Genomic DNA, 23,838 nt, shown 5'->3' on the forward strand with positions numbered 1-23,838 from the left:
CCGCGGTGTCACACGAACGCGGCCCCTGTACACGGTCAAGGCTTCCGAGAACCTTCACCGTCAGGGGCCGCGTTCGCCGTGTGCCGACCTAGGGGTACCACGCCGGGCGGGCACGTGGCGTCAGCCGGCGCCCGCTCCGTCGGCGCCGCCGCGGTCGGGCCGGGGCAGGACGAAGACCGCGATGAGGACCGCCACGACCAGGATGACAGCACCGGCCGTCATCCCGAGCGCGTATCCGTCGTCGAGGGCTTGAGGAGTGACGGACTTTCCGCTGCGGTCGGCTGCCGCGGTGCCGAGGGCGGCGAGCCCCAGCGAGGCGCCGATCTGGCGGGTGCTGTTGAGCATGCCGGAGGCGATGCCCGCTTCGTGGGGAGCGACGTCCCCGGTGGCGATGGAGACGGCCGGCGCGAGGCACAGGCCGATGCCGACGCTGGCGAGGACGGACGGGCCGAGGACGTCGACCAGGAACGAGCCGTCGGCACGCATCAGGCCGAACCAGGCGTAGCCGAGCGCGGCCAGCGTGCCACCGGTGATCAGCACGTTCCGGGGGGCGAACTTGTAGCCGAACTTGACGGCGAGGGTGGAGCCGGCGACCACCCCCACCATGAACGGGAGGAACTCGGCGCCGCTCTTGGCCGGGCTGCCGCCCAGCACCCGCTGCAGGTAGAGGGAGACGAAGTACAGGGCCGAGGCCATGGCGCCGCCGAACAGGAACGTGAAGGTGTTGGCCCCCGCGACCGAGCGACTGGCGAACAGGCCGAGCCGGATCAGCGGGTCCCGGCGGGTGGTCTTCTCGACGTAGACGAACGCGACCAGCAGGGCGGCGGCGACCACCAGGGTCGACACGGTGACCGGCGAGGTCCAGGCGTACCGGTCGGTGCGGATGACGCCGAACACGAGCAGCGCGGCGCCCGCCGTGGCCAGCACGGCGCCGAGCACGTCCGGGCGGCCGCGGCGCGCGGCGGGCTGGTCCGCGGCGATGCCGCGCCAGGCCAGGGCCAGCGCGACGGCGGCCATCGGCAGGTTGATGTACATCACCCACTGCCAGCCCGCGTACTCGGTGAGCAGACCGCCGACCAGGACGCCGACGGCGCCGCCGGAGGCGTTCACCGCGCTCCAGACGCCGAAGGCCTTCACCCGCTGCTTGCCACCGGGGAACGTCGAGGCCAGCAGCGCGAGCGCGGCCGGCGCCAGGGCCGCGGCCCCGATGCCCTGCGCGGCGCGGGCGGCCACCAGCTGGGCGGGGGCCTGCGCGAGGCCGCCGACGAGCGAGGCGAGGCCGAACAGCCCGAGCCCGAACAGCATCACGCGCTTGTGCCCGTACAGGTCGGCGATCTTGCCGCCCAGCAGGAGCAGCCCGCCGAAGGTGAGGGCGTAGGCGTGGATCACCCAGGTCAGGCCCACCTCGCTGAAGCCGAGGCCGCTGCCGATCCGGGGAAGTCCGACGTTCACCACCGTCAGGTCCAGCGACACCATGAACTGCACGACGGACACCGCGGCGAGGGTGGTCCCGGGCCGCGCGCCGCTCGCGACCATCGTCTTCTCACTCGCTACTTGCGTACTTGCCACCGCACCCAGCCCCTCTGCGCATGGTTGTGCCGATTGAGTTTCCGAACGTGTTCCGAAATTAGCAGCGAGGACGGCGGGGTGTCGACCGCACAGGTCGTACACCGGGTGTCGCGGCGGGGCATGATGGGGCGATGCCCCGATCGAACACATCACGCCGGCCCGTCGGCCGACCCCCCGTGACCTCCCGCAAGCAGATCCTGGCCGCGGCCCGCGGGCTCATCGACGAGTACGGCTGGGAGAAGCTCACGATCCGCCGGCTCGCGTCCGAGATCGGCGTCGGGGCGACGACCCTGTACTCGCATGTGCGGGACAAGCAGGACCTGTTGTTCCTGCTGATCCACGAGTACGCGGAGCAGATTCCGCACCCCGAGCTGCCGAGCGAGCCGCGGGAGCGGATCGTCACGGCCGGTGTCGCGATCCACGACGGCCTGGCGGCGTGGCCCTGGGCGGCGGAGGTCCTCACCACCGACGGGTTCATCGCCCGGCTCGGCGACTCGTTCCTGTGGCTGGTCGAGACGATCCTGGCCGGGGTCGTCGACGCCGGGTGCCCCCCGGAGGAGTCCGTCCGGATCTTCCGCAGCATCTGGTACTACACGGTCGGCGAGATCCTCGTGCGCACACACACCCGCCACCGCGAGATGGACGAGCGGGACCCCACGCTCCTCAACGCCTACTTCGGAGGCGCCGCCGGCCCGCTCCGGCACCCGCACCTGGCCGCCGTCGCCGGCCGGTGGGGGGCACTGGCCGGGCAGGACACCTTCGCGCAGGGTCTGCGCGCCTTCGTCGACGGTCTGCTCGCACAGGCCCTGGCACAGACAGCGCGGACACCGGACGCGGAGTCGAGCTGACCGTTCAACTGTCTTCCGTGGGCAGTTGAACATGCACGGCGCTCTGTGAATTCCTCACGCATTCGTATTGGTAATTCATTTTCGCGGGCCCGCGCCCACCCCTCAGATATATCATCCGAATCCCCGTCAGGACTGGGGACCATTGATGACCCGATAGAGGGGGCAGAATGGGCACCATGCGAGATGCGGTCGACGATCTGCATCGACGCCGTGAAGCCATTGGCGCACGTTCGGTCCGGATGGCCGAGAAACAGCATTCCAAGGGCAGACTGACCGCTCAGGAGCGCATAGATCTCCTTCTGGACCCGGGTTCGTTCGTCGAGATCGACACGTTCGCGCGCCCCGAGTCGGAGGCGGACGCGGACGGCGAGTACGGCGACGGCGTGATCACCGGGTACGGGGAGATCGACGGCCGCACCGTCTGCGTCTTCAGCCAGGACGCGAGCTACAAGGGAGGCTCGCTCGGCAAGGTCCACGGCCGCCGGATCCTCAAGATCATGGAACTGGCGATGAAGACGGGACGGCCGCTCATCGGCATCAACGACGGGGGCGGCGCCCGCATCCAGGAGGGTGTGGAGTCCCAGGCGATGTACGGGGAGATCTTCCAGCGCAACGTGCAGGCGTCGGGCCAGATCCCGCAGATCTCGCTGATCATGGGGTACTGCGCGGGCGGCGCCTCCTACTCCCCCGCGCTCACCGACTTCGTGGTCATGGTCGACCAGACCTCGCACATGTTCATCACGGGCCCCGACGTGGTGAAGACGGTCACCGGCGAGGACGTCGGCTTCGAGGACCTCGGCGGCGGCAGGACACACAGCACGAAGTCGGGAAACGTGCACTACCTGGGCACCGACGAGGAGGACGCCATCTCCTACGTCAGGGTGCTGCTGTCGCACCTGCCCGACAACAACGCCTGCGAGGCCCCGGTCTTCGACGCCATGGACTGGACGGGCAAACCGCTGGTCGACCGCGCCCCGCTGGACCTTGAGAAGAAGCTGAACTCGCTCATCCCGGACTCGCCGACCGAGCCGTACGACATGCACGAGGCGATCGAGGGTGTGGTCGACGACGGCGAGTTCCTGGAGGTCCAGGAGCTGTTCGCGCGCAACATCCTCGTGGGCTTCGCCCGTGTCGAGGGCCACAGCGTCGGCATCGTCGCCAACCAGCCGCTGCACTTCGCCGGCTGTCTGGACATCGACGCCGCCGAGAAGGCCGCGCGCTTCGTGCGGACCTGCAACGCGTTCAACGTGCCGGTCCTGACGTTCGTGGACGTGCCCGGCTTCCTGCCCGGCACCGCCCAGGAGTGGAGCGGGATCATCCGGCGCGGCGCGAAGCTGATCTACGCCTACGCGGAGGCGACGGTGCCCATGGTCACCGTGATCACGCGCAAGGCGTACGGCGCCGGGTACGACGTGCTGGGCTCCAAGCACCTCGGCGCCGACGTCAACCTGGCCTGGCCCACCGCGGAGATCGCGATCATGGGTGCGCCGGGCGCGACGAGCATCGTGCACCGCCGCCGGCTGGCGCAGGTGCAGGCCGAGGGCGGCGACGTCGAGGCGGTCCGGGCGGAACTGGAGCAGGAGTACCAGGACCGCTACTGCACGCCGTACGTGGCGGCCGAGCACGGCTTCATCGACGCGGTGATCACCCCGTCGTCCACGCGTACGCACATCGCCAGGGCCCTGCGCGCGCTGCGCAACGAATCGGTCCCGGCGCCGCGGCTGCACCGGGGCAACATCCCCCTGTGACCCCGCCCGATGAATTATTGAGTACGAGGCGTGAGAATTTAATATGCGGACCATCGGGGCGGCGCTGGTAGCGTGAACTGTATTCCGGCGGAGGAATTCTATCCGCGGGCATCGAACTCGGAGGAAATGAAGAATGACCGCTCCTGTCTACATCACGTCGGCAGCCGCCTGGATTCCGCCCGCCGAATCGGCCAGAGAAGCCGTGGCCGACGGCAAGTACGCTGCCGAGGATTTCGAAGAGAACAAAATGCTCTGCCTGCCGGTCGTCGCGGACGAGACCTCGGTTCCCGACATGGCGACATACGCGGCGCGGCGCGCGCTCGACCGTGCCGCGCACGTGGTCGGCGGCCGGCTCGACGTGCTCGTGCACGCGTCGGTGTACCACCAGGGCCGTGACTACTGCTGGACCTCCGCCCCGTACATCCAGCGCGAACTGGGCGTCACCGGCGGCGCGTTCGCGGTGAACGTGCAGCAGCTGTCGAACGGCGGCATGGTCGCGATGGACCTGGCGATGTCCCAGCTGCAGGCCGGCCGCGGGACGAGCGCCATGGTCACCACGTCGGACCGGTTCTGCCTGCCCGGCATGGACCGCTGGCGGGGCGCGTACGGCATCGTCGTCGGCGACGGGGCCACGGCCATGGTGCTCTCCACCGCCGGCGGCTTCGCCCGCGTCCACGCCATCGAGTCGTACACCGACGCCTCGCTGGAGCCGCTGCACCGCGGCAACCACCCGTTCACCACCGCCCCGCAGCCCAAGGTCGACGATCTGCGCGCGCCCAAGAAGTCGTACCTGGCCAAGGTCGGCAAGGAGTCGGTGATGCAGCGCGCCGAGGTGGCGCTGCAGGACATCGTCCGCTCCGTGCTCGACAAGACCGGGCACAAGCTGGACGACTTCGCCAAGATCCTGATGCCCAACATGGGGCACGGTCTGATGGACGCCCAGTTCCTCCAGCCGCTGGGCATCACGGCCGACCGCTCGCTGATGGACTGGGGCCGCTACACCGGGCACCTGGGTGCGGGCGACCTGCTCGCGGGCGTGGCGCGGATCGTGGAGAAGAAGCACGTCCGCGAGGGCGACCTGGTGCTCCTGGTCAGCGCCGGCGGCGGCTACTCGCTGACCGTGGCGGTGCTGGAGATCGAGTCGGTGCCGGAGTGGTCCGAGGCCACCACGGACTTCGCCCTGCCCGCCGACGTCACGGAATGAGTCCGCCGATGCCTGTGCCTTCAGCACCTGTCGCGATACTCGGCACCGGGTCGTACGTCCCGGACCGTGTGGTCTCCAACACCGAGGTCGGTACGCCCGCCGGGGTCGACGACGCCTGGATCGTACGCAAGACCGCCATCCGCGAGCGCCGCTGGGCCGCGCCGGGGCAGGCCACCTCGGACCTCGCCACCGGCGCCGCGCGCCGGGCCCTCGACGCCGCGGGGATCACGGCGGACCAGCTGTCCACCATCGTCGTCGCGACCTCGACCCCGGACCACAAGCAGCCGGCCACCGCGGTGTTCGTGCACCAGAACCTCGGCGGGGCCACGCCCGGCGTCTCGGCGTTCGACCTGAACGCGGTCTGCGCCGGCTTCTCCTTCGCCCTCGACGTGGCCCACGGGATCATCGCCAGGTCCGGCGGCTACGGGCTGGTCATCGGTGCCGACCTGTACTCGCAGATCCTCGATCCGGCCGACAAGAAGACCGTGATCCTGTTCGGCGACGGCGCCGGCGCCGCGGTCATCGGCCCGGGCGACGCCGACCGCGGGATCCGCACGACGACGTTCCACATGTACAGCGACATGTCCGACCTCGTCGTCGTGCCGGCGGGCGGCAGCAGGCGGCCGCACGACCCGGAGGCGCACGCCGCCGGTCTGCAGTACTTCTCGATGGAGGGGCGCACCGTCCGGGACTTCATCGTCAACACGGTGCCCGGGCTCGTGAAGCAGTTCCTGCACGACTGCGAGGTGCAGCCGGCCGACATCGCCCACCTCGTCCCGCACCAGGCCAACGGGGTCATGCTCGACGACCTGTGGTCGAAGCTCGACCTGCCGGGCGCCACGCTGCACCGCACGGTCGGCGAGTTCGGCAACGTCGGCTCCGCGTCGGTCCCGCTCACCCTCGACAAGGCGGCCCGCTCCGGGGCGCTGCGCCGGGGCGAGAAGGTCCTGATGCTCGGCATGGGCGGCGGGTTCGCCGTGTCCCTCACGCTCATCGACTGGTGACCGCGCGGTCCGTGGAGAGGAGACGGTCATGGAATACCGACGGCTCGGAGCCTCCGGCCTGCACGTTCCGGTCCTGAGTCTCGGCGCGGCCACGTTCGGCGGCCGCGGCAGCCTGTTCAGCGCCTGGGGCGACACCGACGCACGGCAGGCGCGGGACATGGTCGACATCTGTCTGGACGCGGGTGTGACGATGTTCGACACCGCGGACGTGTACTCGGAGGGCACGTCGGAGGAACTGCTCGGCGCGGCGATCGCGGGACGCCGGGACCGGGTGCTGGTGTCCACCAAGACGGGCACCCCCACCGGCCCCGGGCCCGGCGAGATGGGCACGGGCCGGTCCCGGCTGATCAAGGCGGTCGAGGGCTCGCTGCGCCGGCTGCGCGTGGACCACATCGACCTGTTCCAGCTGCACGTCTTCGACGCGGGCACCCCGGTCGAGGAGACGCTCGCGGCCCTGGACGACCTGGTCCGCGCCGGCAAGATCCGCTACGTGGGAGCCTCGAACTTCGCCGGCTGGCAGCTGATGAAGTCGCTGGCCGCCGCGGACCGGGGCGGCTTCCCCAAGTACGTGGCGCACCAGGTCTACTACTCGCTGGCCGGCCGTGACTACGAGTGGGAGCTCATGCCGCTCGCCCACGACCAGGGCATCGGCGCGGTGGTGTGGAGCCCGCTGGGCTGGGGCCGGCTGACCGGGAAGATCCGCCGCGGGCAGCCGCTGCCCGAGGCGAGCCGGCTGCACCGTACGGCCGCGGCCGCGCCGCCCATCGACGACGAGCGGCTCTACGACCTGGTCGACGTGCTCGACGACGTCGCCGCGGAGACCGGCCGCACCGTGCCTCAAGTGGCGCTCAACTGGCTGCTGACCCGGCCGACCGTGGCGACGGTCATCATCGGTGCGCGCAACGAGGAACAGCTGCGGGACAACCTCGGCGCGATCGGCTGGCAGCTGGACACCGAGCAGTTGTCCCGGCTCGACAAGGCCAGCTCGGTCACCGCGCCGTACCCGTACCACATGTACAGCCGGCTGCGCGGATTCAAACCGTTGAATCCTCCGCTGGTGTGACTCAAGGAGAGCCCTCTTGGCCATGGACCGTTTCGTCCACGCCTTGATCCAATGGCAGGCGGGCGGCCGGCCCGAACCGGCGCGCGCGCTCCCCGTGGCACGCCTGCGCGACCGCTACGCCGCGCAGGCCGCCCAGGTGCGCGGCACGTCCGCGCGGGACGCCGGCATCGAGACGAAGGACCAGCTGATCGACGGCGGCGACGGCGAGTTCGGCGTCCGGACGTATCTGCCGCCCACCGACCGGGGGCGTCTCGTGACGTACCTGCACGGGGGCGGCTGGACGGTCGGCGATGTCGACACGCACGACCCGGTCTGCCGTCGTGTCGCCGCCGTACTCGGCGCGGTCGTCGTCTCCGTCGACTACCGCCGCGCGCCGGAGCATCCGCACCCCGGCCCGCTCCGGGACGGCATCGCCGCGTCCGAGTGGGCGGACCGCACCTTCCCCGGCCGCCACCACGTGATCGCCGGGGACAGTGCGGGCGGGGCCCTGGCCATGGGGATCTCGATGCACCACCGCGACCACGGCGGCATTCGGTTCGCCGCGCAGCTGATGGTGTACCCGCCGGCCGATCCGGAGCTACGGTCGCAGTCCGTCCGCACATACGGCTCGGGGTATCTCTCGGAGGTCGACGACCTGCGCTGGTACTACGACCAGTACGTGCCGGACCCCGCGCACCGCACGGACCCGGCGATCGACCTGCTGGGCGCCGATCACCGCGGGCTGCCGCCCACGGTGATCGGCACGGCCGAGTTCGACCCGCTGCACGACGAAGGTGTCGAGCTGGCGGTGCGGCTGGCCGCCGACGGCGTCGAGGTGCACCACGTGCCCGCTCCGGGCCTGGTGCACGGATATCTCCTCATGGCCGACATCGTCCCGGCCGCCGCGGCGGCGACGAAGAACGTGCTGGCGGCCCTGGAACAGATGCTGGCCCCGGTGCCCATGGCGCGCTAGCGCGGGCACCGGCCCCGACGACCTCACCCCGCTCGAAGTCCCCTCATCCATGAGGAGTTCCGACCCGTGACCATCACAGGACCGCGTCCGACCGCGGACGTGGACACGCTGGCGCACGCCCTGCGGCTGCGCGGCGAGCAGCAGCCCGACCAGACCGCCTATGTCTTCCTGCGCAACGGCGAGGACCCCCACGAGACACTCACCTACGGGGGCCTGCACGGCGCCGCCCGCACGCGGGCGGCCGCCTTCGCGGCCGAGGGGCTCTCGGGGCACAGCGCCCTGCTGCTCTACCCCTCCGGCCTGGAGTTCGTCCGGACCCTGCTGGGCTGCATGTACGCGCGCGTGGCCAGCGCGCCGGTCCAGGTGCCGCGGCGCCGCGAGGAGGTCGAGCGGCTGCGCCGGATCGCCGACGACGCCGGGACCTCGACCGTGCTCACCACCGCGGAGGTCGCGCACGAGGTGCGCGAACGCTTCGGTGACATGCCGGAGTTGGACGGTCTGACGCTGGTCGCCACCGACACGCTGCGCTACGACCCGGACGCCGTCGGACCGGCCCTTCCGGGTCCCGAGGACATCGCGCTGCTCCAGTACACGTCCGGCTCCACCGGCGACCCCAAGGGTGTCAGGGTCAGCCACGCCAACTTCCTCGCCAACGTGGTCGAGACCGACGAGCTGTGGCCGTGCGAGGCGGACGGCACCGTCGTCAACTGGCTGCCGCTCTTCCATGACATGGGGATGCTCTTCGGTGTCGTCATGCCGCTGTGGGCGGGCATCCCGTCGTATCTGATGGCCCCGGAGGCCTTCATCCGGCGCCCGGCCCGCTGGCTGGAGGCGCTCGCCCGGTTCGGCGGCACACACGCCGCCGCGCCCAGCTTCGCCTACGAGTTGTGCGTACGGGCCGCCGCGGAGGGCAAGACCGGTGCCGTCGGCGACCTCTCCCGCTGGCGGGTGGCGGCCAACGGCGCCGAGCCGGTGCGCTGGGCCACCATCCGCTCGTTCGCCGACGCGTTCGCTCCGCACGGCTTCGACCCGCGGGCCATGTGCCCCGGTTACGGCCTGGCGGAGAACACGCTGAAGGCGACCGGCGCCCGCCAGGACCGCGAGCCCACCGTCCTGTGGCTGTCCGCCGAGGCCCTGCGCAACGGCACCGCGCAGCCCGTCGGCGACCGCGCCGCCGACGCCGTTCCCCTGGTCGGCAGCGGCAGCACGGTCGGCCGCACCCGGGTACGGATCGTGGATCCGGCCACGCGCCGGCTCCTGGTCGACGGGCAGGTGGGCGAGATATGGGTCGACGGCCCGTGCGTGGCGGGCGGGTACCACGGCCGCGCCGAGGCGACCGAGGAGACGTTCCGGGCCCGGACCGCGGACCCGGAGCTGTCCGGCACACCGCATCTGCGCACGGGTGACCTCGGCTTCCTGCGCGACGGCGAGCTGTTCGTCACCGGGCGCCTGAAGGACGTCATCATCCGCAAGGGGCGCAACCACTACCCGCAGGACATCGAGCTCTCCGCCGAACTGGCCGTACCGGGCGCGCACCCGAACTGCGCGGCGGCCTTCTCCGTCGAGGACGGGGCGCGCGAGCGGCTCGTGGTGGTCGTCGAGGCCGACGGCCGGCTCCTCAACTCCCTGGGCGCCGAGGAGATCTCCCGCCGGGTCCACGACGCCGTACGGGAACGGAACCGGATCACCCCGGACGACGTGCTCGTCGTACGGCGCGGGGCCGTGCCGAAGACGTCCAGCGGGAAGGTGCAGCGCCGGGCGTGCAAGCGGCGCTACGAGGACGGCGGCCTGCCCGTCGTGGGCGTGCCCGCCGCGACGCCGGCCGGGGTGCAGGCGTGATGGGCGCCCTGCGGCTGCCCGAGCGCTCGCCCGGGGCGCGCATCCTCGGGACCGGCGTGTACCGGCCGACCCGGGTGGTGGGCAACGACGAGATCTGCACCCGTATCGACTCCAGCGACGAGTGGATCCGCCGCCGCTCGGGGATCGCCTCGCGGCGGTTCGCGGGAGAGGACGAGACGGTCGTCACGATGGCGGCGGAGGCGGCCCGCAAGGCGGTGGCCCAGGCGGGCATCCAGCCCTCCGACGTCGGCATGGTGCTGGTGGCGACCATGTCCTTCCTGGAGCAGGCGCCGGCCGCGGCACCGCGCGTCGCCGGTCTGCTGGGCGCCCGCGGCGCGGGCAGCCTGGACGTCGGCGCCGCCTGCTCCGGCTTCTCCTACGCCCTGGGCCTCGCCGACGCGCTGGTCCGCTCCGGTGACGCCCGCAACGTCGTCGTGGTCGGCTCCGAGAAGATGAGCGACATCGTCGACCCGACGGACCGCGGCACCGCGTTCCTCTTCGGCGACGGTGCGGGGGCGGTGGTGGTGGGCCCGTCCCGGGAACCCGGCATCGGCCCGGTGGTCTGGGGGTCCGACGGCGAGCGGCACCACGTGATCGCCCATGACCGCAGCTGGCTGGACGTCCGGGACGGGCAGGCCCCCTGGCCGTATCTGCGGATGGCCGGACCCGAGGTGTTCCGCTGGGCGACCCGGGTCGTGCCGGAGATCTCCCGACAGGCCCTGGCGGAAGCGGGCGTCGAGGTCGCCGACCTCGCCGCGTTCGTCCCCCACCAGGCCAATGCGCGCATCATCGACGCCGCCGCCAGGTCCCTGGGCCTCGCCCCGCACACGGTCGTCGCCAAGGACGTCGAGACCGCCGGGAACACCTCGGCCGCGTCGATCCCGCTGGCCCTGGACCACCTGCTGTCCCAGGGGGCGGTGCCCAGCGGCGGCCTGGCCCTGCTCGTCGGATTCGGCGCCGGCCTGACCCACGCCGCCCAGGTCGTGGCCCTGCCCTGACCGGGGCCGCACTGCCGAGGCGACGGCGCCGCCCCTCCCCCGGGGCGGCACCGTCGCCTCGGCGCGTCACGGCCGGCGCCGGAACGGGTGGCCCTTGGTGGTGTGCCGGGCGACCCGGTTGTGGCCGTACCGCTCCTCGCCGCTGACCAGCACCGTTGCGTACCGGTCCAGGCTCGCCCGGCCGCCGTACTCCTCGACCACCGAGACGCCGGGGTAGACCCGCACGGAGGTGGGGACGTAGCGCGCCGAGAAGGCCATGCGCATCCGCCTGGTGCGGCCGGTGTGCGGATGCGAGGCGTGCATGAGGCGCGACCAGAAGATGACGAACTGCCCGGCCCGCACGTCCACGGACACGGCCTTCGACTCGTCCGGCTGCCAGTCCGGGTCGATCTGGAGCTCGCGGTAGTCGTAGCCGAAGAAGCCGCGCCGGACGCCGTTCTTCACCAGGGAGACGTTCCGCTCGGGGTCGTAGCGCATCCGCTTGGTCTCGTCGTAGTGCATGGTGCGGTGGGTGCCGGGGATGAACTGCAGGCCGCCCATGTCGGCGGTGGCGTCGGTGAAGGCGCACCACACGGTGAGGCAGCCGCCCGGGCCGGCGCCCCGCGGCCACTGGATCTGGGGGCGGCCGCACGCGTTGGCGAAGGTGGCGGCCTGGTGCCAGTCCGTGCCCTCGTTCCCCGCGTACTTGGGGAAGAAGTCGGAGCGCCAGCACAGCACGTCCGGGCCGAGCACCGAGGCGACCCGGTCCACGATGCGCGGCTGGGTGATGTGGTCGGCGAGGAAGGCGTTGTCGAGGTGCCGGTCGTAGTTGCACAGGTTCGCCGCCCCCGAGCCGTCGGACTCGTCCCGGTACACCGCGCCGCTGCGGTCGAGGAGGTCCTGACGGGTCCGGGCCCACTGCCGCTCGATCTCGTCGGGCTCGTACAGCGTGAAGGGGCCCGCGTATCCGGTCCGGTGGAACTCCGCCAGCTCCTGTGCGGTGAACCGGAAGTCGTGTGGCTGAGCGGACATGTCTCTCCTCGGTGACGGCTCGGGACGCCTCGACGACGTGAGCCGGCTGCGGAAAAGAAGGGGCCCACATGCCTGGGGAGCACGTGGACCGCCTTCGCCGTTGTGGGTGGACTGGCTTCGGAGGCCTTCCCGGTGGCCCCGGTCAGACCGCGGATGTCGTCGGTTGTGGGGCCGCGAGGGGGAAGGCGCCCGGCCGGCGCAGCTCGTCGACGAGTTCGTCGACGAGCTGCCGGGTGAGGTGGCGCATCGCGTACAGGTGGACGTAGGTGCGCGCGGCGCCGTCGACGTGCACGGTCTCGCTGGAGAGGGAGTAGCGGCGGACGATGTCCGCGTGCGGCCGGCGAAACCGTACGGTCAGCGACTGCGGGCTGCGCGCCACCCACAGATCATGGCCCAACTGCTCCTGCAGTGCGAGCAGTTGCTCGTGCGTGTAGGCGGCCAGGGCGTCGCACTCGGCCGCGAGCCGGGCCTGGTCGTCGTAGGAGTGACGGGCCAGGTAGTCCCACATCAGCAGCGAGGAGAAGCCGTTGCGTGAGCCCGCGAAGGTGGTGTCCGTGGCGCCGATGTACTCCGATGCCTTGGGCGGGGCCATCTGCAGTCCGGTGCGGGTCATGAACACCCCGCACGCCCACGGCGTCCCCATCCATTTGTGGCCGCTCATGGTCAGCGAGTGCACGTCGCAGAGGCGGAAGTCGAAGGTCGGCGGTGCCTGCTCCACCATGCCGACGTCCCGGGCCATCTCCAGGTAGGGCGCGTAACCGGCGCCGAGTGCCCCGTCGACGTGCAGCCAGTACCCCGACCGCTCGTCGTGGTCGCCGCCCTCACCGCGGCCGCGGTGGACGCGCCGGCTGTCCAGCCCGTACTCGGCGCAGATGCCGCGCACCGTGCGGGCGACCGCCTCGACGTCGTCGTACGCGCCCTTGAAGGTGGACCCGTAGTTGAGGCTGACCAGGATCGGGTAGCCGCGGCTGGCGAAGAACCGTACCAGGACGGCGAGTTGACCGACGTCGATGGCGCCGTGCTCGGTGGAGGGCACCTCCCGCGGCCAGGGCGTTCCCGGTGCGAGGGGGTTCTCGTCGGGGTAGCGCGTGGAGCCCAGGGCGTGGAAGGTGTCGATGTCCAGCGCCCGTACGGCCTTGGTCAGCGAGTAGTGGGTGTCCTCGGAGAAGAACGCCACCGGATGGAGGGCGTGCGGGCCTTCGCCGCGCGGCGCCTGCTCCGAGGCCGCACGGCCCGGCTCGCGGTGGTGTGTGCGCAGGGGCTTGCCCGACAGGTAGTCCCGGGCGTTCCACAGGCCGTACAGGTTCCCCTCGCTGGAGCCCATGGTCAGGACGTAGCCCCAGTACGACTCGGGGTCCTGCGGGTCGTGCGGCCACTTCGCGTGCCACAGTGAGGCGAAGTAGTCGAGCACGGCCCGTTCGAGCACCTTGGAGTTGAGCGTGTACGAGCTGGACTGGTAGGGGTCTCCGACGTTGTTCAGGTGCCGGTTGAGGTAGTGCCCCAGGCGTTCTTCGTAGTCGAGGGCGCTGGTGACCTGGTAGCCGGCGAAGTTGCGTGTCTGGGTGTCGATGTGCCTGCGAAACAGCGCCTCGGCCTCGGTGTACTGCTCCGGATCCAGTCCGGTGGGCGGTAACTGCACCTTGTGATGGGGTACTTCGGGAACGCCGATGTAGGCCGCCCGGGGGTCGGAGGACGGGGGTGTGCCGTAGGGGCGGCCGCCGACGACCCGCAGGCCGCTGAAGGTCTTCTGCCACGGTGTGTCTTCGGGACCGAAGGGTATGTCTGCATGCGTTTCGGGTTCACGAGCCATTGGAGCTGGTCCTTTCACTGCGCGGCTCCCGGGTCGGGCCGGTGTCACGGCGCCGCCTGGGAGAGGCTGCCGGAGGGCTCCCCGGCCGGGGCAGTGGGCGGCGGCGCCGGCACGGACACGGTGACGCCGCCCAGGCGCGCGAACCGGTCCGGGCGGGCCGAGCGCAGCCAGGAGACAAGGGCGAAGCCGAGGCCACCGACCATCAGCAGGAGCCACGGCAGGTCGGTGACGACGGGGTCGGTGGTCCCGGTCAGCACGTCGAAGTTCCACACCACCAGAACCGCCGCGGTGATCAGCCCCAGGGCGCCCAGCGCCGGCGCGACGACGGTCTGCCAGCGTCCCTCACCGCGATGCCGGAAGTAGCCGATCACGGCCACCGAGGCCACGGCCTGCAGCAGGATGATGCCGAGGGTGCCCAGACCGAGCATGGTGGTCGACATGTTCACGTACGGGTCGAGACCCGCGGCCGCGAACAGGATGACCACCACCGTGCTGAAGACGGTCTGGACCACACTGGACCGGTGCACGGAGCCGTGCCCCGCGTGCGGTGCGTGGAGGGCGGCCGGCAGCAGCCCGTCGCGGCTCAGGGCGTACATGTACCGGTTGGCGGCGTTGTGCAGCGCCAGCCAGGAGGCGAACAGGCTGGTGCACAGCAGGACTTGCATGGTGACGGTGGCCGGGCGCCCCAGGTAGCCGTCGCTGAGCCGGAAGAACAGGTCGCCGAGGTGGCTGCCGGCCTCGGCGCGTACCCGCCCGGGCCCGAGGGCGCCGACGGCGACCCAGCTGGTCAGGGCGTAGAACGAGGCGACGGCCAGCACGGCGATGACGGTGGCGCGGGGCACGCTGCGGTGCGGTGCCTTGGCCTCCTCGCCGTACAGGGCGGCGGATTCGAAGCCGAGGAAGGAGGCGAAGCCGAACATCACGGAGACGCCGAGCCCGGGGGCGAACACGTCGTGCGGGGCGAAGGAGGCGGAAGGCAGCGCCGCGCCGCCGTGGCGGGCCAGGACGGCGATGTCCAGCGCGACCAGGATGGCGATCTCGCACACCATGCAGACGGACAGCAGCCGGGCGCTGATCTCGGCCTCCCGGTAGCCGAGCAGGGCGACCAGGAGCAGGCCGAGTCCCGCCCACACCTGCCAGGGCAGGTCCAGCCCGTGGGATGCGGCCACGTTCCGGGTGAAGTAGGCGAAGGCGCCGAGGACCCCGACCGTGGCGGCGTTGTAGGCGAGCACCGCGAGCAGTCCCGCCCCGCCCGCCGCACGCTTGCCGAGGCCGTGTGCGATGTGGGTGTAGAAGCCGCCCATGTGGCTGATCCGCCGTGCGATGGCGGCGTAGCCGGCGGAGAAGCACAGCAGGGTCAGGCCCGCGAAGAGGAACATCGCCGGCACGCCGGGGCCGGTGCCGATGGCGAAGGCGAGCGGGACGGTGAACAGCATCGCGGCCAGGGGGGCGGCCGCGGCGATGACGATGAACACGATCTTCGGGGTGGTCAGCGTGCGCTGGAAGCGTGCGCCCCCCTCGGGCAGGGGTGTGCCGGTCATGAAGGTCTCCAGGTGAGGACAGTGAACGTCAGCGCCGTATCGCCACGGCGAACGAGAGATCCGCCTCCGCGCGAATCCACAGGGGGACCGATTCGCCGCGGTACGTCGCGGTCAACGCGCCGTCGCACTGGCTGAGGCGGATCTGCCAGAACAGGAACTCCCCCAGCGTGCCGAGGCAGTTCATCGCCTTGAACGCGGCTTCCTTGGCGGCGAACAGGTCGCGCGCGGTGTAGGACCCGACGGGGGCGAGCAGCCGGCGCCGTTCCTGTTCCCGCAGGCAGAACGCGGCCACACGGGGGGTGATGACCGTGGGCTCGATGTCGACGCCGACCGCCTCGGCACCGGGGACCACCGCGGCGACCGCGAGCCGGCCGCTGTGGGAGATCGAACCGGCGAACCCTCGGGGGAACAGCGGCCTGCCGTCCTTGGCCCGCGGCACCGTCCGCTCGGTCGACCCGGCCGCGGCCAGTGCCGCGGCGGCCGCACGGCGACCGGCTGTGAACTGCTCGGCCGGCCCGTGGGGCGGCGGCACCGAAGACGTCCGCACGGACATTCCCGGTGCCACGCCCCAGGGCACGGCCGGCTGGGCGGTCACCGTGGCGCCCTAGTTGCGCAGCGCCACGACGTGGCCTGCCAGCGAATCGATCGAGCGCAACACCTCCGGCCGGACGTCGTCGTCCCATTCAAAACCGAACGCGTCCTCCATCGCGACCAGCAGGGCGACCAGCGCGGTGGAAGGGACCCCGGCCTCGCGGAGCGACACGGCGTCGTGCACTCCGCTGACGAAGGAGGGGCCGCCGAACACATCGACCAGCAGCTCGCGGATCCGCTGCCGTACCGCCACGGCCGTGTCAGACATTCGCTTCCGCTTCGTCGATGAACTTCCGTACGAGCTCCTGGAAGCCCTCCGGGTCGTCGAGGAAGGGCACATGGCCGGCCTTCGGCATGATCGCGCAGCGGCCGTTGGGGAACAGCGCGGCCAGCTCGTGGCCCGCCGTCGGGCCGAGCAGAATGTCGTCGTCGCCGAGGGCGATCAGCGTCGGCGCCTGGATGCGGGTCAGCAGCTCGGAGCTGGCGTCGCCCTGCTGGGCCAGCGTCAGGCCGTTGTTGAGCTCCTCGGGCGTCGACATGACCAGGAAGCTCTCCCGCAGGCCGAGGAAGCCCGGCGCGCCGTACTCCTCGATCATCGCCGTGCTGACGAACTCGGGGTACATGTGGCTGAACAGCACGGGTATGTCATGGCTGTTCAACGTCCGCAGCCAGGCCCGCTGGAGCATCCGGTGACGCCGCATCTGCGGGCCGACGACCGGTCCGGCCAGCACCAGGCCCCGGACCCGGTCCGGGTACGCGAGGGCCACGTCACGGGCGAGCTGGGTGGAGGCCGACGAGGCGAGCAGGTACGTCGAGTCGATCCCCAGCCCGTCGAGCAGCCCGACCAGGTCGGCCGCGTGCTCCTCCCAGGTCGGCTCCTGCTCCAGCCGCGTGGAGTGGCCGTGGTTGCACAGGTCGTAGCTCACGACGCGGTAGTGCTTGGCGAGTTCGTCGGTGTAGTCCCGCCAGAACGGAGCGGTGAAGAAGAAGTTGTTGAGCGTCGTGATGGCGATGCCCTCACCCGCGGACTCGCAGTAGAGTTCGACGCCCTCCCTGGTGCGGATCCGTGGTGCGCCCTCGCGATAGCTCAGGTCGTGGTAGTAGTCGCCGTGCGCTTCATCGGCCGACATGACTTTCCGCCCTCTCTTTGGTCTTGACGACTTCGGTCCCCGCGAGGACCGGTGCGAACATGGCGACGACCTCGGCCGCCGGGACTTCGTCGGAGATCGCGCCGCAGGACCGGCCGCAGTACAGCGCCATCTCCTCGATGCGGCCGCTGGTCGCCTCGGTGGGCACCGCCGCGCTGAAGCGGGGCACCAGGTACGGCTTGCCCTCGACCACCGTTTTGCCGATGAACTTCGCGGGCTGCTCCGGGTCGGCGGTGACGGTCGTGGCGAGCACGCGGTGCCGCCGGCCCGGCCACCCGATCTCGTACACGTCGGTGATCACGGTGTCGGTCTCGTCGGCGCCGGTCACCGCCGACTTGAAACGGGCGTGGGCCCGCGATTCGTGGGCGACGACGAAGGCGGTGCCGAGCAGCACCCCGTCGGCGCCGGCGGCCAGTGCCCGTGCGGCCTCCTGGGGTGAGCCGATGCCGCCCGAGGCGACCAGACAGGCGTCGGGCAGCCGGTCGCGCAGCGCGGCCACCAGCGCGTCCCGCCGCGACGTGCCGAGGAGGTGTCCGCCCGCCTCGATGCCCTGTGCCACCACGACCGCGCCGTGCGCGGCCGCGTGCAGCCCGTCCTCCACCGTCCCGATCTGTACGACGAGTTGACGTCCCGCGGCGCGGACACGCTCGAACACCGCGTCGTCGGGCATCCCGAAGAAGGACAGGTGCACGCGCTCGGGTGTCTCGTCGAGCACCTGCGTCACCTGCCGGTCGAGCTCGTCCGGCCCGACCACCTCCGGGATCAGGTTCACGCCGACGGGACGGTCGGTGCCCCGGGTGAGCCGGCCGAGCATGGCCGACAGCGCGCCGCCGACCAGCTTGTAGCCGCCCGCGCAGCCCGCCGCCCCGGCGTTGGACACCGCGCAGGCCAGCTCCGCTCCCGCGACACCGCCCATCCCGGACTGCAGCAGGCTCACCTCCAGGCCGAGCACCCCGGCCGCGGTGGCACGCATCAGTTCAGGCTCTCGACCGCGGACGCCGCGGCGTCGGCGCTGCCGAACCGGTCGGTCAGGGTGTGCACCCAGCGTTCCAGGCCGAAGGCGAGGCAGCTGGTGTGCGCCGTGTCGTCGCCGGCCCGGATCCCGCAGCGGTCGCCGAAGAAGTTCCGGTGGTAGTTGACCGAGCCGATCGCGAGCCCGCCGACGACGAACTCCTCCTTGACCGGGAAGAGGCGCTGCATCTTGGCCTTGCCGCTGTTCTTGTCGAAGAACGGGTCGGTGGCAGCCTCGATGCGGAGTTCGAGCCCGAGCTCGGCGCACAGCGCCACCACGGCTTCCTTGGCCCGGACCAGATGGCTCTTGGCCGCGTGCTCCGGTCCGATGCAGACGATCTCGCGCATGGAGAATCCGAGCAGGCGCCGCAGGCCCTCGTAGTGGTCCTCGTTGCGGAAGCAGGTGCCGACGGTGGTGCGCAGCACGCCGTCGGCGGGCAGTTCGGAGCCGGCCAGGTCGACGTAGATGGAGTAGCAGGCCGCCGAGGGCAGGGCGAACGCGGTCGTCTCCATCACCTCGGCCGGCATCCGCTCGACCGGCCGGGACGTGGTGGCCAGCTCCGCGGACAGGCGCGCCGGGTCGAGCCGGGTCGCGGCGAGGCCCAGGTGCGGGAAGTTGTCGTAGTAGTCGAAGGTGTCGAGGTCCTTGCACCGCATCAGGAACGGGAACCGGAACTCGGGGGCCTGCCAGTCCCCGGCCAGCCGCAGGAACACCGCGTCGATCGCCCGCAGCAGGCGCAGCTGGGTGCCGTCGAGGACTTCCAGCCCGTTGCTGGTCGCTGTCGTCATGCCGCTTCCTTCGTGAAGAATCGGGTTTCGAGTGCCTTGAGCGTGCGGAAGTCGTCCAGGTTCAGGTCCTCGGGATCGATCGGCTCACCGGTCAGCTCCTCCAGCAGGAAGATGAATTCGATGAACGCCAGCGAGTTGATGGCCCGGCTGTCGATCAGGTCCAGCTCGTCGGACAACTGGTCGAGTTTGGGATTGCGCTCCAGGATGAATTCCCGGACGGCCTGCATCGGCTCGGTCGTCACTTGATCGCCTCCCGTCCCACGCCCGACTTGGAGAGGAACCTCCTCGTCCGCTTCAGTACCTGGTCGTGCGCCTCCACCCGTGCGGGGTGTGTCAGGGCGCGCCGCCGCAGCGCAAGCGCGTCCGGGATGCCCGCGTCCCGGTACGCCGCCGGGTTGTAGAGGGTGGCGATGCTGTACTGCAGGTAGTCCTCCAGGTACGCGGCGACCACCGGAACCTCGTCCGGGTCCCGCCTGACCACCTGGTCGAGCAGGCCGGTGAAGACCATCCGGCCGAACGCGACGTGCCGGCTCTCGTCCACGTGGTGCACCCGGTTGATCTCACGGGCGATGTGCGGCAGCGACTGGTCCGTCGCCATGTTCGCGTTGTAGTAGTCGACGATCTCCTCGAAGATCAGGATGCGCGCGAACACGATCATCTCGCGGGCCACCTTCGAAAGGTGGTCGACGGAGCCCGCCTTCAGCGACGGCTGCGCCGGATACAGCTTTCCGCCGTAGCGCAGACAGAACTTCGAGAAGAACCACATGTGTTCGTTCTCTTCACCGATGAAGTGGTGCAGGAACTCCGAGACGTTCGCATAGGTCGGCTCGTGGATCCGCATCACCACTTCGCTCATCAGCTCACGGATGCCGTGAATGTTGAGGCTGAAGAAGTTGATCGACTCGTACTTGGTCAGCGCGATCTGCTGCTCGCGGGTCAGCTCGTCCCACATCGGCGTGCCGGCCAGTGTGGTCAGGTTCTCCGACATCCACGGCAGTTCCGGCTCGATGGACTCGGGCCAGTCGAACATCGTGTACGGGTTGTAGTAGCCGGATTCGGCCAGATTCTCCAACCGGCCCAGATCGAGCACGACCGGTTCTACTTCACGTACCGCCATTTTCACTCGTCCTTCCAAGCGCCGATTGAATATCCGCGCGCACCTGAACCGGCGACGCTGATCCACACTCGTGGTAAGCAAGGGGCGCGTTACCGGACGCGGTGGACGGAATCACCTTGTTGTAGATCGACCCGATGCACAGCTCCTGGAAATCCCGGGTGTTCGGGGACAGACGTGCGGCCAGCTGGGCCTTGGCGATGTCGACGGTCTTGTACACGCCGTCGTCGTCCTCGACCTCCACGCACGCGTGCGGCAGATCGAGGGCGCCGCCGAGCACGCCGCAGAACCAGCCCCGCTTCGCCTCCGCCCGGTACCCGGCCGCCCTGAAGCGCTCGGCCAGGAGCAGACTCGCCGCGATACAGCTCGTCGCACCCAGCCGATGGACCAACTCGTAGTCGGCCTGCATGGCGACAGGGACCATCTGCCAGCGGTAGCCGGCCTCCAGGTAGTCGCGGGTCAGCTGCCGCAGCGCGGTGGAGACGAGCGGGCTGCGGACGCCCGTCGTCGTGACGGTCGCCGCGTACTCGGCCGTCCCCGCGCTCGCCTGCGGCGCCGACACATCGGCGAGGCGCCCCCCGAACCGGACGACATCGGGCGCCTCGAACCGCCACGGTGCGACCCCGTCGCACTCGGCGCACTCCAACTGGACCCGGAAATCCCATGACTTCGGGACCAGCAGATCCTCGACAGAACGGCCGGCGAACCGGAACAGCATACGAAACGCAAGCTCCGGCTGCGTGTTCGACCGGCCGGAATACATGCCGAGGTTGTACAGATCATTCAGGTCGAAATAGCGCACGCCCGACCGGTAATCGAAGGGCAAGCCCGCACCGACCAGCGTATCGATGTCAACGGCATCACACCTCAGCATTTCCTGCGCCGCAGACTCGGGCCGGGTCTTGCTGGAGTACTCGGCGGGAACGAATTCAATGGAATCCGCCACGTCCCCCCAGGACGCTATTTCGGCCACAGCTTTGGGTGACAAGGACCATCCCTCCCGGCAGAAAACCGCACTGACTGATCGGAACCGACGATCCCGAAGGTATCAGCCGGAGATCGCAATGCGGAATAGTATTTCCGCACGCCCCTTCATGCGTTTCGCATATCCAGCCTGGAGAAATGAAGACCCAACTCGTCACTGATCTATACCCACGATTCTCCGCCACTCCCGGGCACAAGACCATGTCCGCGCCCCACCCTCTTTATCCGGCACGGGCGGTGTCAGGACCAGGCGGTCTCCCCGTGGCGGGAGACGAGGCGTCCGGTGCCCGCGCCGGGCTTCTCGGTGGCGAGGCGGACGATCGCGTCCGTGCCCTCGGTGACGGTCTGGGGGCCGCTGTGACCGTTGAGGTCGGTCGCGGTGTAGCCGGGGTCGGCGGCGTTGACACGAATGCCCTGGAGTCCCTTGGCGTACTGCGTGGTCAGCATCGTGAGCGCTGCCTTGGAGGCGGTGTACAGGGGCGCGACGACGTGTGACTCGGGCCGGCCGGGGTCGTGGGTGAGGGCGAGGGAGCCCATCCCGCTGCTGACGTTGACGATCACAGGGTCGTCCGAGCGGCGCAGCAGCGGCAGGAACGCGGTGGTGGTGCGCACGACACCGATGACGTTGACGTCGAGGACGGCGCGGGCGTCGGCGGCGGTGAGGTCGCCGGGGTCGCCTACGGGGCCGTGCACCCCGGCGTTGTTGATCAGGACGTCGATCCTGCCCTCGTGCGCGGCGACGTCCGCGACCGCGGCGGCCACGGACGCGTCGTCGGTCACGTCGATGGGGACGTGGCGTGCGCCGAGCGCGGCGGCGGCCTCCTCGCCCTGCTCGCGGCCCCGCGCCCCGACGAGCACGGTGTGGCCGCACTCGATCAGACGGCGGGCGGTCTCGCGGCCGAGACCCTTGTTGGCTCCGGTGATGAAGGTGATCGTCATGCACTCGATGCTGGTCCGGGCGCCGGAGCCGGACCAGGGACGCTCCGACGGTAGGACGACCGGTACCACCCTCGCGCCCCTCTGCACGACCCGGGATGCGGGAGGATGGACATCATGTCGGCGACACCCGGAACCGGACTGGGCGAGATGATCCGCACGTGGCGGGACCGACTGCCCCCGTCGGCCGCCGGGCTGCCGGTGGCCCGCGGGCGCCGGACGGCCGGGCTGCGCCGCGAGGAACTGGCCGACCTGGCCGGGGTGTCGGTCGACTACGTCGTGCGCCTGGAACAGGGGCGGGCCACGACACCCTCGGCATCGGTGGTGGCGTCCCTGGCCCGCGCCCTGCAGTTGTCCACCGCCGAGCGGGACCACCTCTACCGGCTGGCCCGGCTCGTACCACCGGCGGACGGCACGATCTCCGACCATCTCCCGCCCGGCGTGCAGCGGGTGCTCGCCCGCCTCGGGGACGTGGCGGTCGCCGTGTTCGCGGCGGACTGGCAACTGGTGTGGTGGAACCGCGGGTGGGCCGCCCTGCTGGGCGACCCCTCCGCCGCGCCGCCGCGGCTGCGCAACTTCGCCCGCGACAGGTTCCCGGTGGACAACGGCCCCGCCCTCCCCCACTCCCGGCTCCGCCCAGGCGGGGGGACCCCCATCGCGCTGTGGCCGGTGACCGAGGAGGACCCCGACGCCATCGACGCAGCCGTCGTCTCCGACCTGCGCCGCGCCACCGGCCGCTTCCCCCGGGACAGCCGCCTGGCCTCGCTGATCCGCGATCTGAACGCGGGCAGCAGCAGGTTCGCCGAGCTGTGGGCGACCGGAGAGGTGGCCGCGCACCGCGAGGACCACAAGACCGTCGACCACCCCTCGGTGGGCCCGGTCACGGTGGACTGCGACGTCCTGACCGACGGCGACTCCGAACTCAAGATCGTCATCATGACCGCCGTGCCCGGCAGCGAGGACGAGACCAAGCTCCGGCTCACCACCGTCACCGGCCCGCCGGCTGCCCTGTGAGGCCGGGGACGCGGGCCAGCAAGTGGGCGTCGAGGAAGCCCCGTTCGGTGGCCGGATCGTGGAGCAGCCGGGCGAACGGGACGAGCCCGGCCCCGGCCAGCAACTCGGCGAACCGGTCCGCCGGCCAGCTGTAGGCGGGCGTCACCTTGTGGTCGAAGCGGACCGGCTCCGGTCCGTCGGTCGCGAAGAACGAGACCAGGAGCAGGCCGCCCGGCGCCAGGACACGCACCTGCTCAGCAAGGAGCGCGGGCAGCTCCCCGGGCGGGGTGTGGATCATCGAGTAGTGGGCCAGCACGCCGCCGAGCGCGCCGTCCTCGACCGGCAGGGCCTCCATCCGCGCCTCGTCGAACCGCAGCGCCGGATGGGCCCGCCGGGCATGGTCGACCATGCCCGGCGAGAGGTCGAGCCCGAAGGCGTCCAGCCCCAGGTCGTGCAGCATGGCCGTCAGATGACCGGGCCCGCACCCGACATCGGCGGCCCGCGGGTTCCCCGTCGCGCGCACCAGCTCGGCGAAGGTGCCGATCATGTTCCGCGAGAACGGGTGCGTCTCCAGCCGATTGGCGAACTTCGACGCATAGAGCTCGACGACCCCGTCGTAGGCCGCCCTGGTCTCGTCCTGGTGCTCCGTCACGGAGAAGGAAGCTAGCACCGGAGCAGGGGCCGG

The 23,838-nt window shown here is 70.9% G+C and carries 23 protein-coding genes; 9 read left to right on the forward strand and 14 right to left on the reverse strand.

Annotated elements, in window-relative coordinates:
- Positions 1-120: 120 nt before the first annotated feature.
- The gene (locus ACFC8N_RS25210; protein ID WP_376289942.1) at positions 121-1,536 is read right to left on the reverse strand and encodes an MFS transporter; all 1,416 of its coding nucleotides are present in this window, start codon (positions 1,534-1,536) and stop codon (positions 121-123) included.
- Positions 1,537-1,745: 209 nt separating this feature from the next.
- On the opposite strand from ACFC8N_RS25210, the gene ACFC8N_RS25215 reads away from it, so the two are divergent.
- The 8 genes from ACFC8N_RS25215 to ACFC8N_RS25250 all read left to right on the forward strand — a co-directional run bounded on the left by ACFC8N_RS25215 (position 1,746) and on the right by ACFC8N_RS25250 (position 11,225).
- A complete protein-coding gene (locus ACFC8N_RS25215) occupies positions 1,746-2,417 on the forward strand; it encodes a TetR/AcrR family transcriptional regulator (protein ID WP_376289945.1) in 672 nt (223 codons plus the stop codon).
- A gap of 167 nt (positions 2,418-2,584) precedes the next feature.
- Positions 2,585-4,165: an acyl-CoA carboxylase subunit beta gene (locus ACFC8N_RS25220; protein WP_356029675.1), complete on the forward strand. Its 1,581-nt coding sequence runs from the start codon at positions 2,585-2,587 to the stop codon at positions 4,163-4,165.
- A 133-nt stretch (positions 4,166-4,298) separates the two neighbouring features.
- Positions 4,299-5,369: a ketoacyl-ACP synthase III family protein gene (locus ACFC8N_RS25225; protein WP_356029676.1), complete on the forward strand. Its 1,071-nt coding sequence runs from the start codon at positions 4,299-4,301 to the stop codon at positions 5,367-5,369.
- An 8-nt stretch (positions 5,370-5,377) separates the two neighbouring features.
- On the forward strand, positions 5,378-6,373 hold the full coding sequence (locus tag ACFC8N_RS25230; protein ID WP_356029677.1) for a ketoacyl-ACP synthase III: 996 nt from the start codon (positions 5,378-5,380) through the stop codon (positions 6,371-6,373).
- Positions 6,374-6,401: 28 nt separating this feature from the next.
- Complete coding sequence (locus tag ACFC8N_RS25235; RefSeq protein ID WP_356029679.1) at positions 6,402-7,436, forward strand: aldo/keto reductase; 1,035 nt, start codon at positions 6,402-6,404, stop codon at positions 7,434-7,436.
- Between the two features lie 22 nt (positions 7,437-7,458).
- Entirely contained in the window at positions 7,459-8,388 is a 930-nt protein-coding gene (locus ACFC8N_RS25240) for an alpha/beta hydrolase (protein ID WP_356029719.1), read from the forward strand.
- Positions 8,389-8,454: 66 nt separating this feature from the next.
- A complete protein-coding gene (locus ACFC8N_RS25245; protein WP_356029681.1) occupies positions 8,455-10,227 on the forward strand; it encodes a fatty acyl-AMP ligase in 1,773 nt (590 codons plus the stop codon).
- The gene (locus ACFC8N_RS25250; protein ID WP_362822253.1) at positions 10,227-11,225 is read left to right on the forward strand and encodes a beta-ketoacyl-ACP synthase III; all 999 of its coding nucleotides are present in this window, start codon (positions 10,227-10,229) and stop codon (positions 11,223-11,225) included. Before ACFC8N_RS25245 ends, ACFC8N_RS25250 begins: the two co-directional genes overlap by 1 nt.
- A 66-nt stretch (positions 11,226-11,291) precedes the next feature.
- On the opposite strand, the gene ACFC8N_RS25255 is transcribed toward ACFC8N_RS25250, so the two are convergent.
- The 12 genes from ACFC8N_RS25255 to ACFC8N_RS25310 form a co-directional block, all read right to left on the reverse strand.
- Positions 11,292-12,236, reverse strand: coding sequence for a chlorinating enzyme (locus tag ACFC8N_RS25255; protein ID WP_362822252.1), 945 nt, complete (start codon positions 12,234-12,236; stop codon positions 11,292-11,294).
- Positions 12,237-12,378: 142 nt separating this feature from the next.
- The gene (locus ACFC8N_RS25260) at positions 12,379-14,046 is read right to left on the reverse strand and encodes a pyridoxal-dependent decarboxylase (RefSeq protein WP_356029686.1); all 1,668 of its coding nucleotides are present in this window, start codon (positions 14,044-14,046) and stop codon (positions 12,379-12,381) included.
- A 44-nt stretch (positions 14,047-14,090) separates the two neighbouring features.
- The gene (locus ACFC8N_RS25265) at positions 14,091-15,587 is read right to left on the reverse strand and encodes an APC family permease (RefSeq protein WP_376289951.1); all 1,497 of its coding nucleotides are present in this window, start codon (positions 15,585-15,587) and stop codon (positions 14,091-14,093) included.
- A 28-nt stretch (positions 15,588-15,615) separates the two neighbouring features.
- Positions 15,616-16,182: a 4'-phosphopantetheinyl transferase superfamily protein gene (locus ACFC8N_RS25270; RefSeq protein ID WP_376289953.1), complete on the reverse strand. Its 567-nt coding sequence runs from the start codon at positions 16,180-16,182 to the stop codon at positions 15,616-15,618.
- A gap of 9 nt (positions 16,183-16,191) precedes the next feature.
- Entirely contained in the window at positions 16,192-16,446 is a 255-nt protein-coding gene (locus ACFC8N_RS25275) for a hypothetical protein (protein WP_356029690.1), read from the reverse strand.
- The gene (locus tag ACFC8N_RS25280) at positions 16,439-17,308 is read right to left on the reverse strand and encodes an alpha/beta hydrolase (RefSeq protein ID WP_356029692.1); all 870 of its coding nucleotides are present in this window, start codon (positions 17,306-17,308) and stop codon (positions 16,439-16,441) included. The genes ACFC8N_RS25275 and ACFC8N_RS25280 overlap by 8 nt, the downstream gene beginning before the upstream one ends.
- Positions 17,295-18,299, reverse strand: a complete 1,005-nt coding sequence (locus ACFC8N_RS25285) for an NAD(P)H-dependent flavin oxidoreductase (RefSeq protein ID WP_376289956.1) — start codon at positions 18,297-18,299, stop codon at positions 17,295-17,297. The genes ACFC8N_RS25280 and ACFC8N_RS25285 overlap by 14 nt, the downstream gene beginning before the upstream one ends.
- Entirely contained in the window at positions 18,299-19,126 is an 828-nt protein-coding gene (locus ACFC8N_RS25290) for a hypothetical protein (RefSeq protein ID WP_356029694.1), read from the reverse strand. Before ACFC8N_RS25290 ends, ACFC8N_RS25285 begins: the two co-directional genes overlap by 1 nt.
- A complete protein-coding gene (locus ACFC8N_RS25295; protein ID WP_356029696.1) occupies positions 19,123-19,368 on the reverse strand; it encodes an acyl carrier protein in 246 nt (81 codons plus the stop codon). Before ACFC8N_RS25295 ends, ACFC8N_RS25290 begins: the two co-directional genes overlap by 4 nt.
- Positions 19,365-20,243 (reverse strand): diiron oxygenase, encoded by an 879-nt coding sequence (locus ACFC8N_RS25300; protein ID WP_356029697.1) that lies wholly within the window; start codon positions 20,241-20,243, stop codon positions 19,365-19,367. Before ACFC8N_RS25300 ends, ACFC8N_RS25295 begins: the two co-directional genes overlap by 4 nt.
- A complete protein-coding gene (locus ACFC8N_RS25305) occupies positions 20,230-21,186 on the reverse strand; it encodes a hypothetical protein (protein WP_362822247.1) in 957 nt (318 codons plus the stop codon). Before ACFC8N_RS25305 ends, ACFC8N_RS25300 begins: the two co-directional genes overlap by 14 nt.
- A gap of 278 nt (positions 21,187-21,464) precedes the next feature.
- Complete coding sequence (locus ACFC8N_RS25310) at positions 21,465-22,163, reverse strand: SDR family NAD(P)-dependent oxidoreductase (protein ID WP_356029701.1); 699 nt, start codon at positions 22,161-22,163, stop codon at positions 21,465-21,467.
- A 114-nt stretch (positions 22,164-22,277) separates the two neighbouring features.
- Here ACFC8N_RS25310 and ACFC8N_RS25315 point away from each other — a divergent pair, with 114 nt between their 5' ends.
- The gene (locus ACFC8N_RS25315) at positions 22,278-23,174 is read left to right on the forward strand and encodes a helix-turn-helix transcriptional regulator (RefSeq protein WP_376289961.1); all 897 of its coding nucleotides are present in this window, start codon (positions 22,278-22,280) and stop codon (positions 23,172-23,174) included.
- On the opposite strand, the gene ACFC8N_RS25320 is transcribed toward ACFC8N_RS25315, so the two are convergent.
- Positions 23,149-23,805, reverse strand: a complete 657-nt coding sequence (locus ACFC8N_RS25320) for a class I SAM-dependent methyltransferase (RefSeq protein WP_376289964.1) — start codon at positions 23,803-23,805, stop codon at positions 23,149-23,151. The two genes, ACFC8N_RS25315 and ACFC8N_RS25320, sit on opposite strands and share 26 nt — an antisense overlap.
- Positions 23,806-23,838 lie beyond the last annotated feature (33 nt).

It is taken from the genome of Streptomyces sp. NPDC055966 (assembly GCF_042269865.1).
Taxonomy (GTDB): domain Bacteria; phylum Actinomycetota; class Actinomycetes; order Streptomycetales; family Streptomycetaceae; genus Streptomyces.

What these genes read in the sequence shown, in the direction of transcription:
- ACFC8N_RS25225 (WP_356029676.1), top strand. Translation starts at nt 4,299, where the DNA reads ATGACCGCTCCTGTCTACATCACGTCGGCAGCCGCCTGGATTCCGCCC.
- ACFC8N_RS25310 (WP_356029701.1), bottom strand. Translation starts at nt 22,163, where the DNA reads ATGACGATCACCTTCATCACCGGAGCCAACAAGGGTCTCGGCCGCGAG.
- ACFC8N_RS25265 (WP_376289951.1), bottom strand. Translation starts at nt 15,587, where the DNA reads ATGACCGGCACACCCCTGCCCGAGGGGGGCGCACGCTTCCAGCGCACG.
- ACFC8N_RS25235 (WP_356029679.1), top strand. Translation starts at nt 6,402, where the DNA reads ATGGAATACCGACGGCTCGGAGCCTCCGGCCTGCACGTTCCGGTCCTG.
- ACFC8N_RS25255 (WP_362822252.1), bottom strand. Translation starts at nt 12,236, where the DNA reads ATGTCCGCTCAGCCACACGACTTCCGGTTCACCGCACAGGAGCTGGCG.
- ACFC8N_RS25210 (WP_376289942.1), bottom strand. Translation starts at nt 1,536, where the DNA reads ATGGTCGCGAGCGGCGCGCGGCCCGGGACCACCCTCGCCGCGGTGTCC.
- ACFC8N_RS25230 (WP_356029677.1), top strand. Translation starts at nt 5,378, where the DNA reads ATGCCTGTGCCTTCAGCACCTGTCGCGATACTCGGCACCGGGTCGTAC.
- ACFC8N_RS25240 (WP_356029719.1), top strand. Translation starts at nt 7,459, where the DNA reads ATGGACCGTTTCGTCCACGCCTTGATCCAATGGCAGGCGGGCGGCCGG.
- ACFC8N_RS25250 (WP_362822253.1), top strand. Translation starts at nt 10,227, where the DNA reads ATGGGCGCCCTGCGGCTGCCCGAGCGCTCGCCCGGGGCGCGCATCCTC.
- ACFC8N_RS25220 (WP_356029675.1), top strand. Translation starts at nt 2,585, where the DNA reads ATGGGCACCATGCGAGATGCGGTCGACGATCTGCATCGACGCCGTGAA.
- ACFC8N_RS25285 (WP_376289956.1), bottom strand. Translation starts at nt 18,299, where the DNA reads ATGCGTGCCACCGCGGCCGGGGTGCTCGGCCTGGAGGTGAGCCTGCTG.
- ACFC8N_RS25275 (WP_356029690.1), bottom strand. Translation starts at nt 16,446, where the DNA reads ATGTCTGACACGGCCGTGGCGGTACGGCAGCGGATCCGCGAGCTGCTG.
- ACFC8N_RS25280 (WP_356029692.1), bottom strand. Translation starts at nt 17,308, where the DNA reads ATGTCGGCCGATGAAGCGCACGGCGACTACTACCACGACCTGAGCTAT.
- ACFC8N_RS25315 (WP_376289961.1), top strand. Translation starts at nt 22,278, where the DNA reads ATGTCGGCGACACCCGGAACCGGACTGGGCGAGATGATCCGCACGTGG.
- ACFC8N_RS25300 (WP_356029697.1), bottom strand. Translation starts at nt 20,243, where the DNA reads ATGGCGGTACGTGAAGTAGAACCGGTCGTGCTCGATCTGGGCCGGTTG.
- ACFC8N_RS25260 (WP_356029686.1), bottom strand. Translation starts at nt 14,046, where the DNA reads ATGGCTCGTGAACCCGAAACGCATGCAGACATACCCTTCGGTCCCGAA.
- ACFC8N_RS25290 (WP_356029694.1), bottom strand. Translation starts at nt 19,126, where the DNA reads ATGACGACAGCGACCAGCAACGGGCTGGAAGTCCTCGACGGCACCCAG.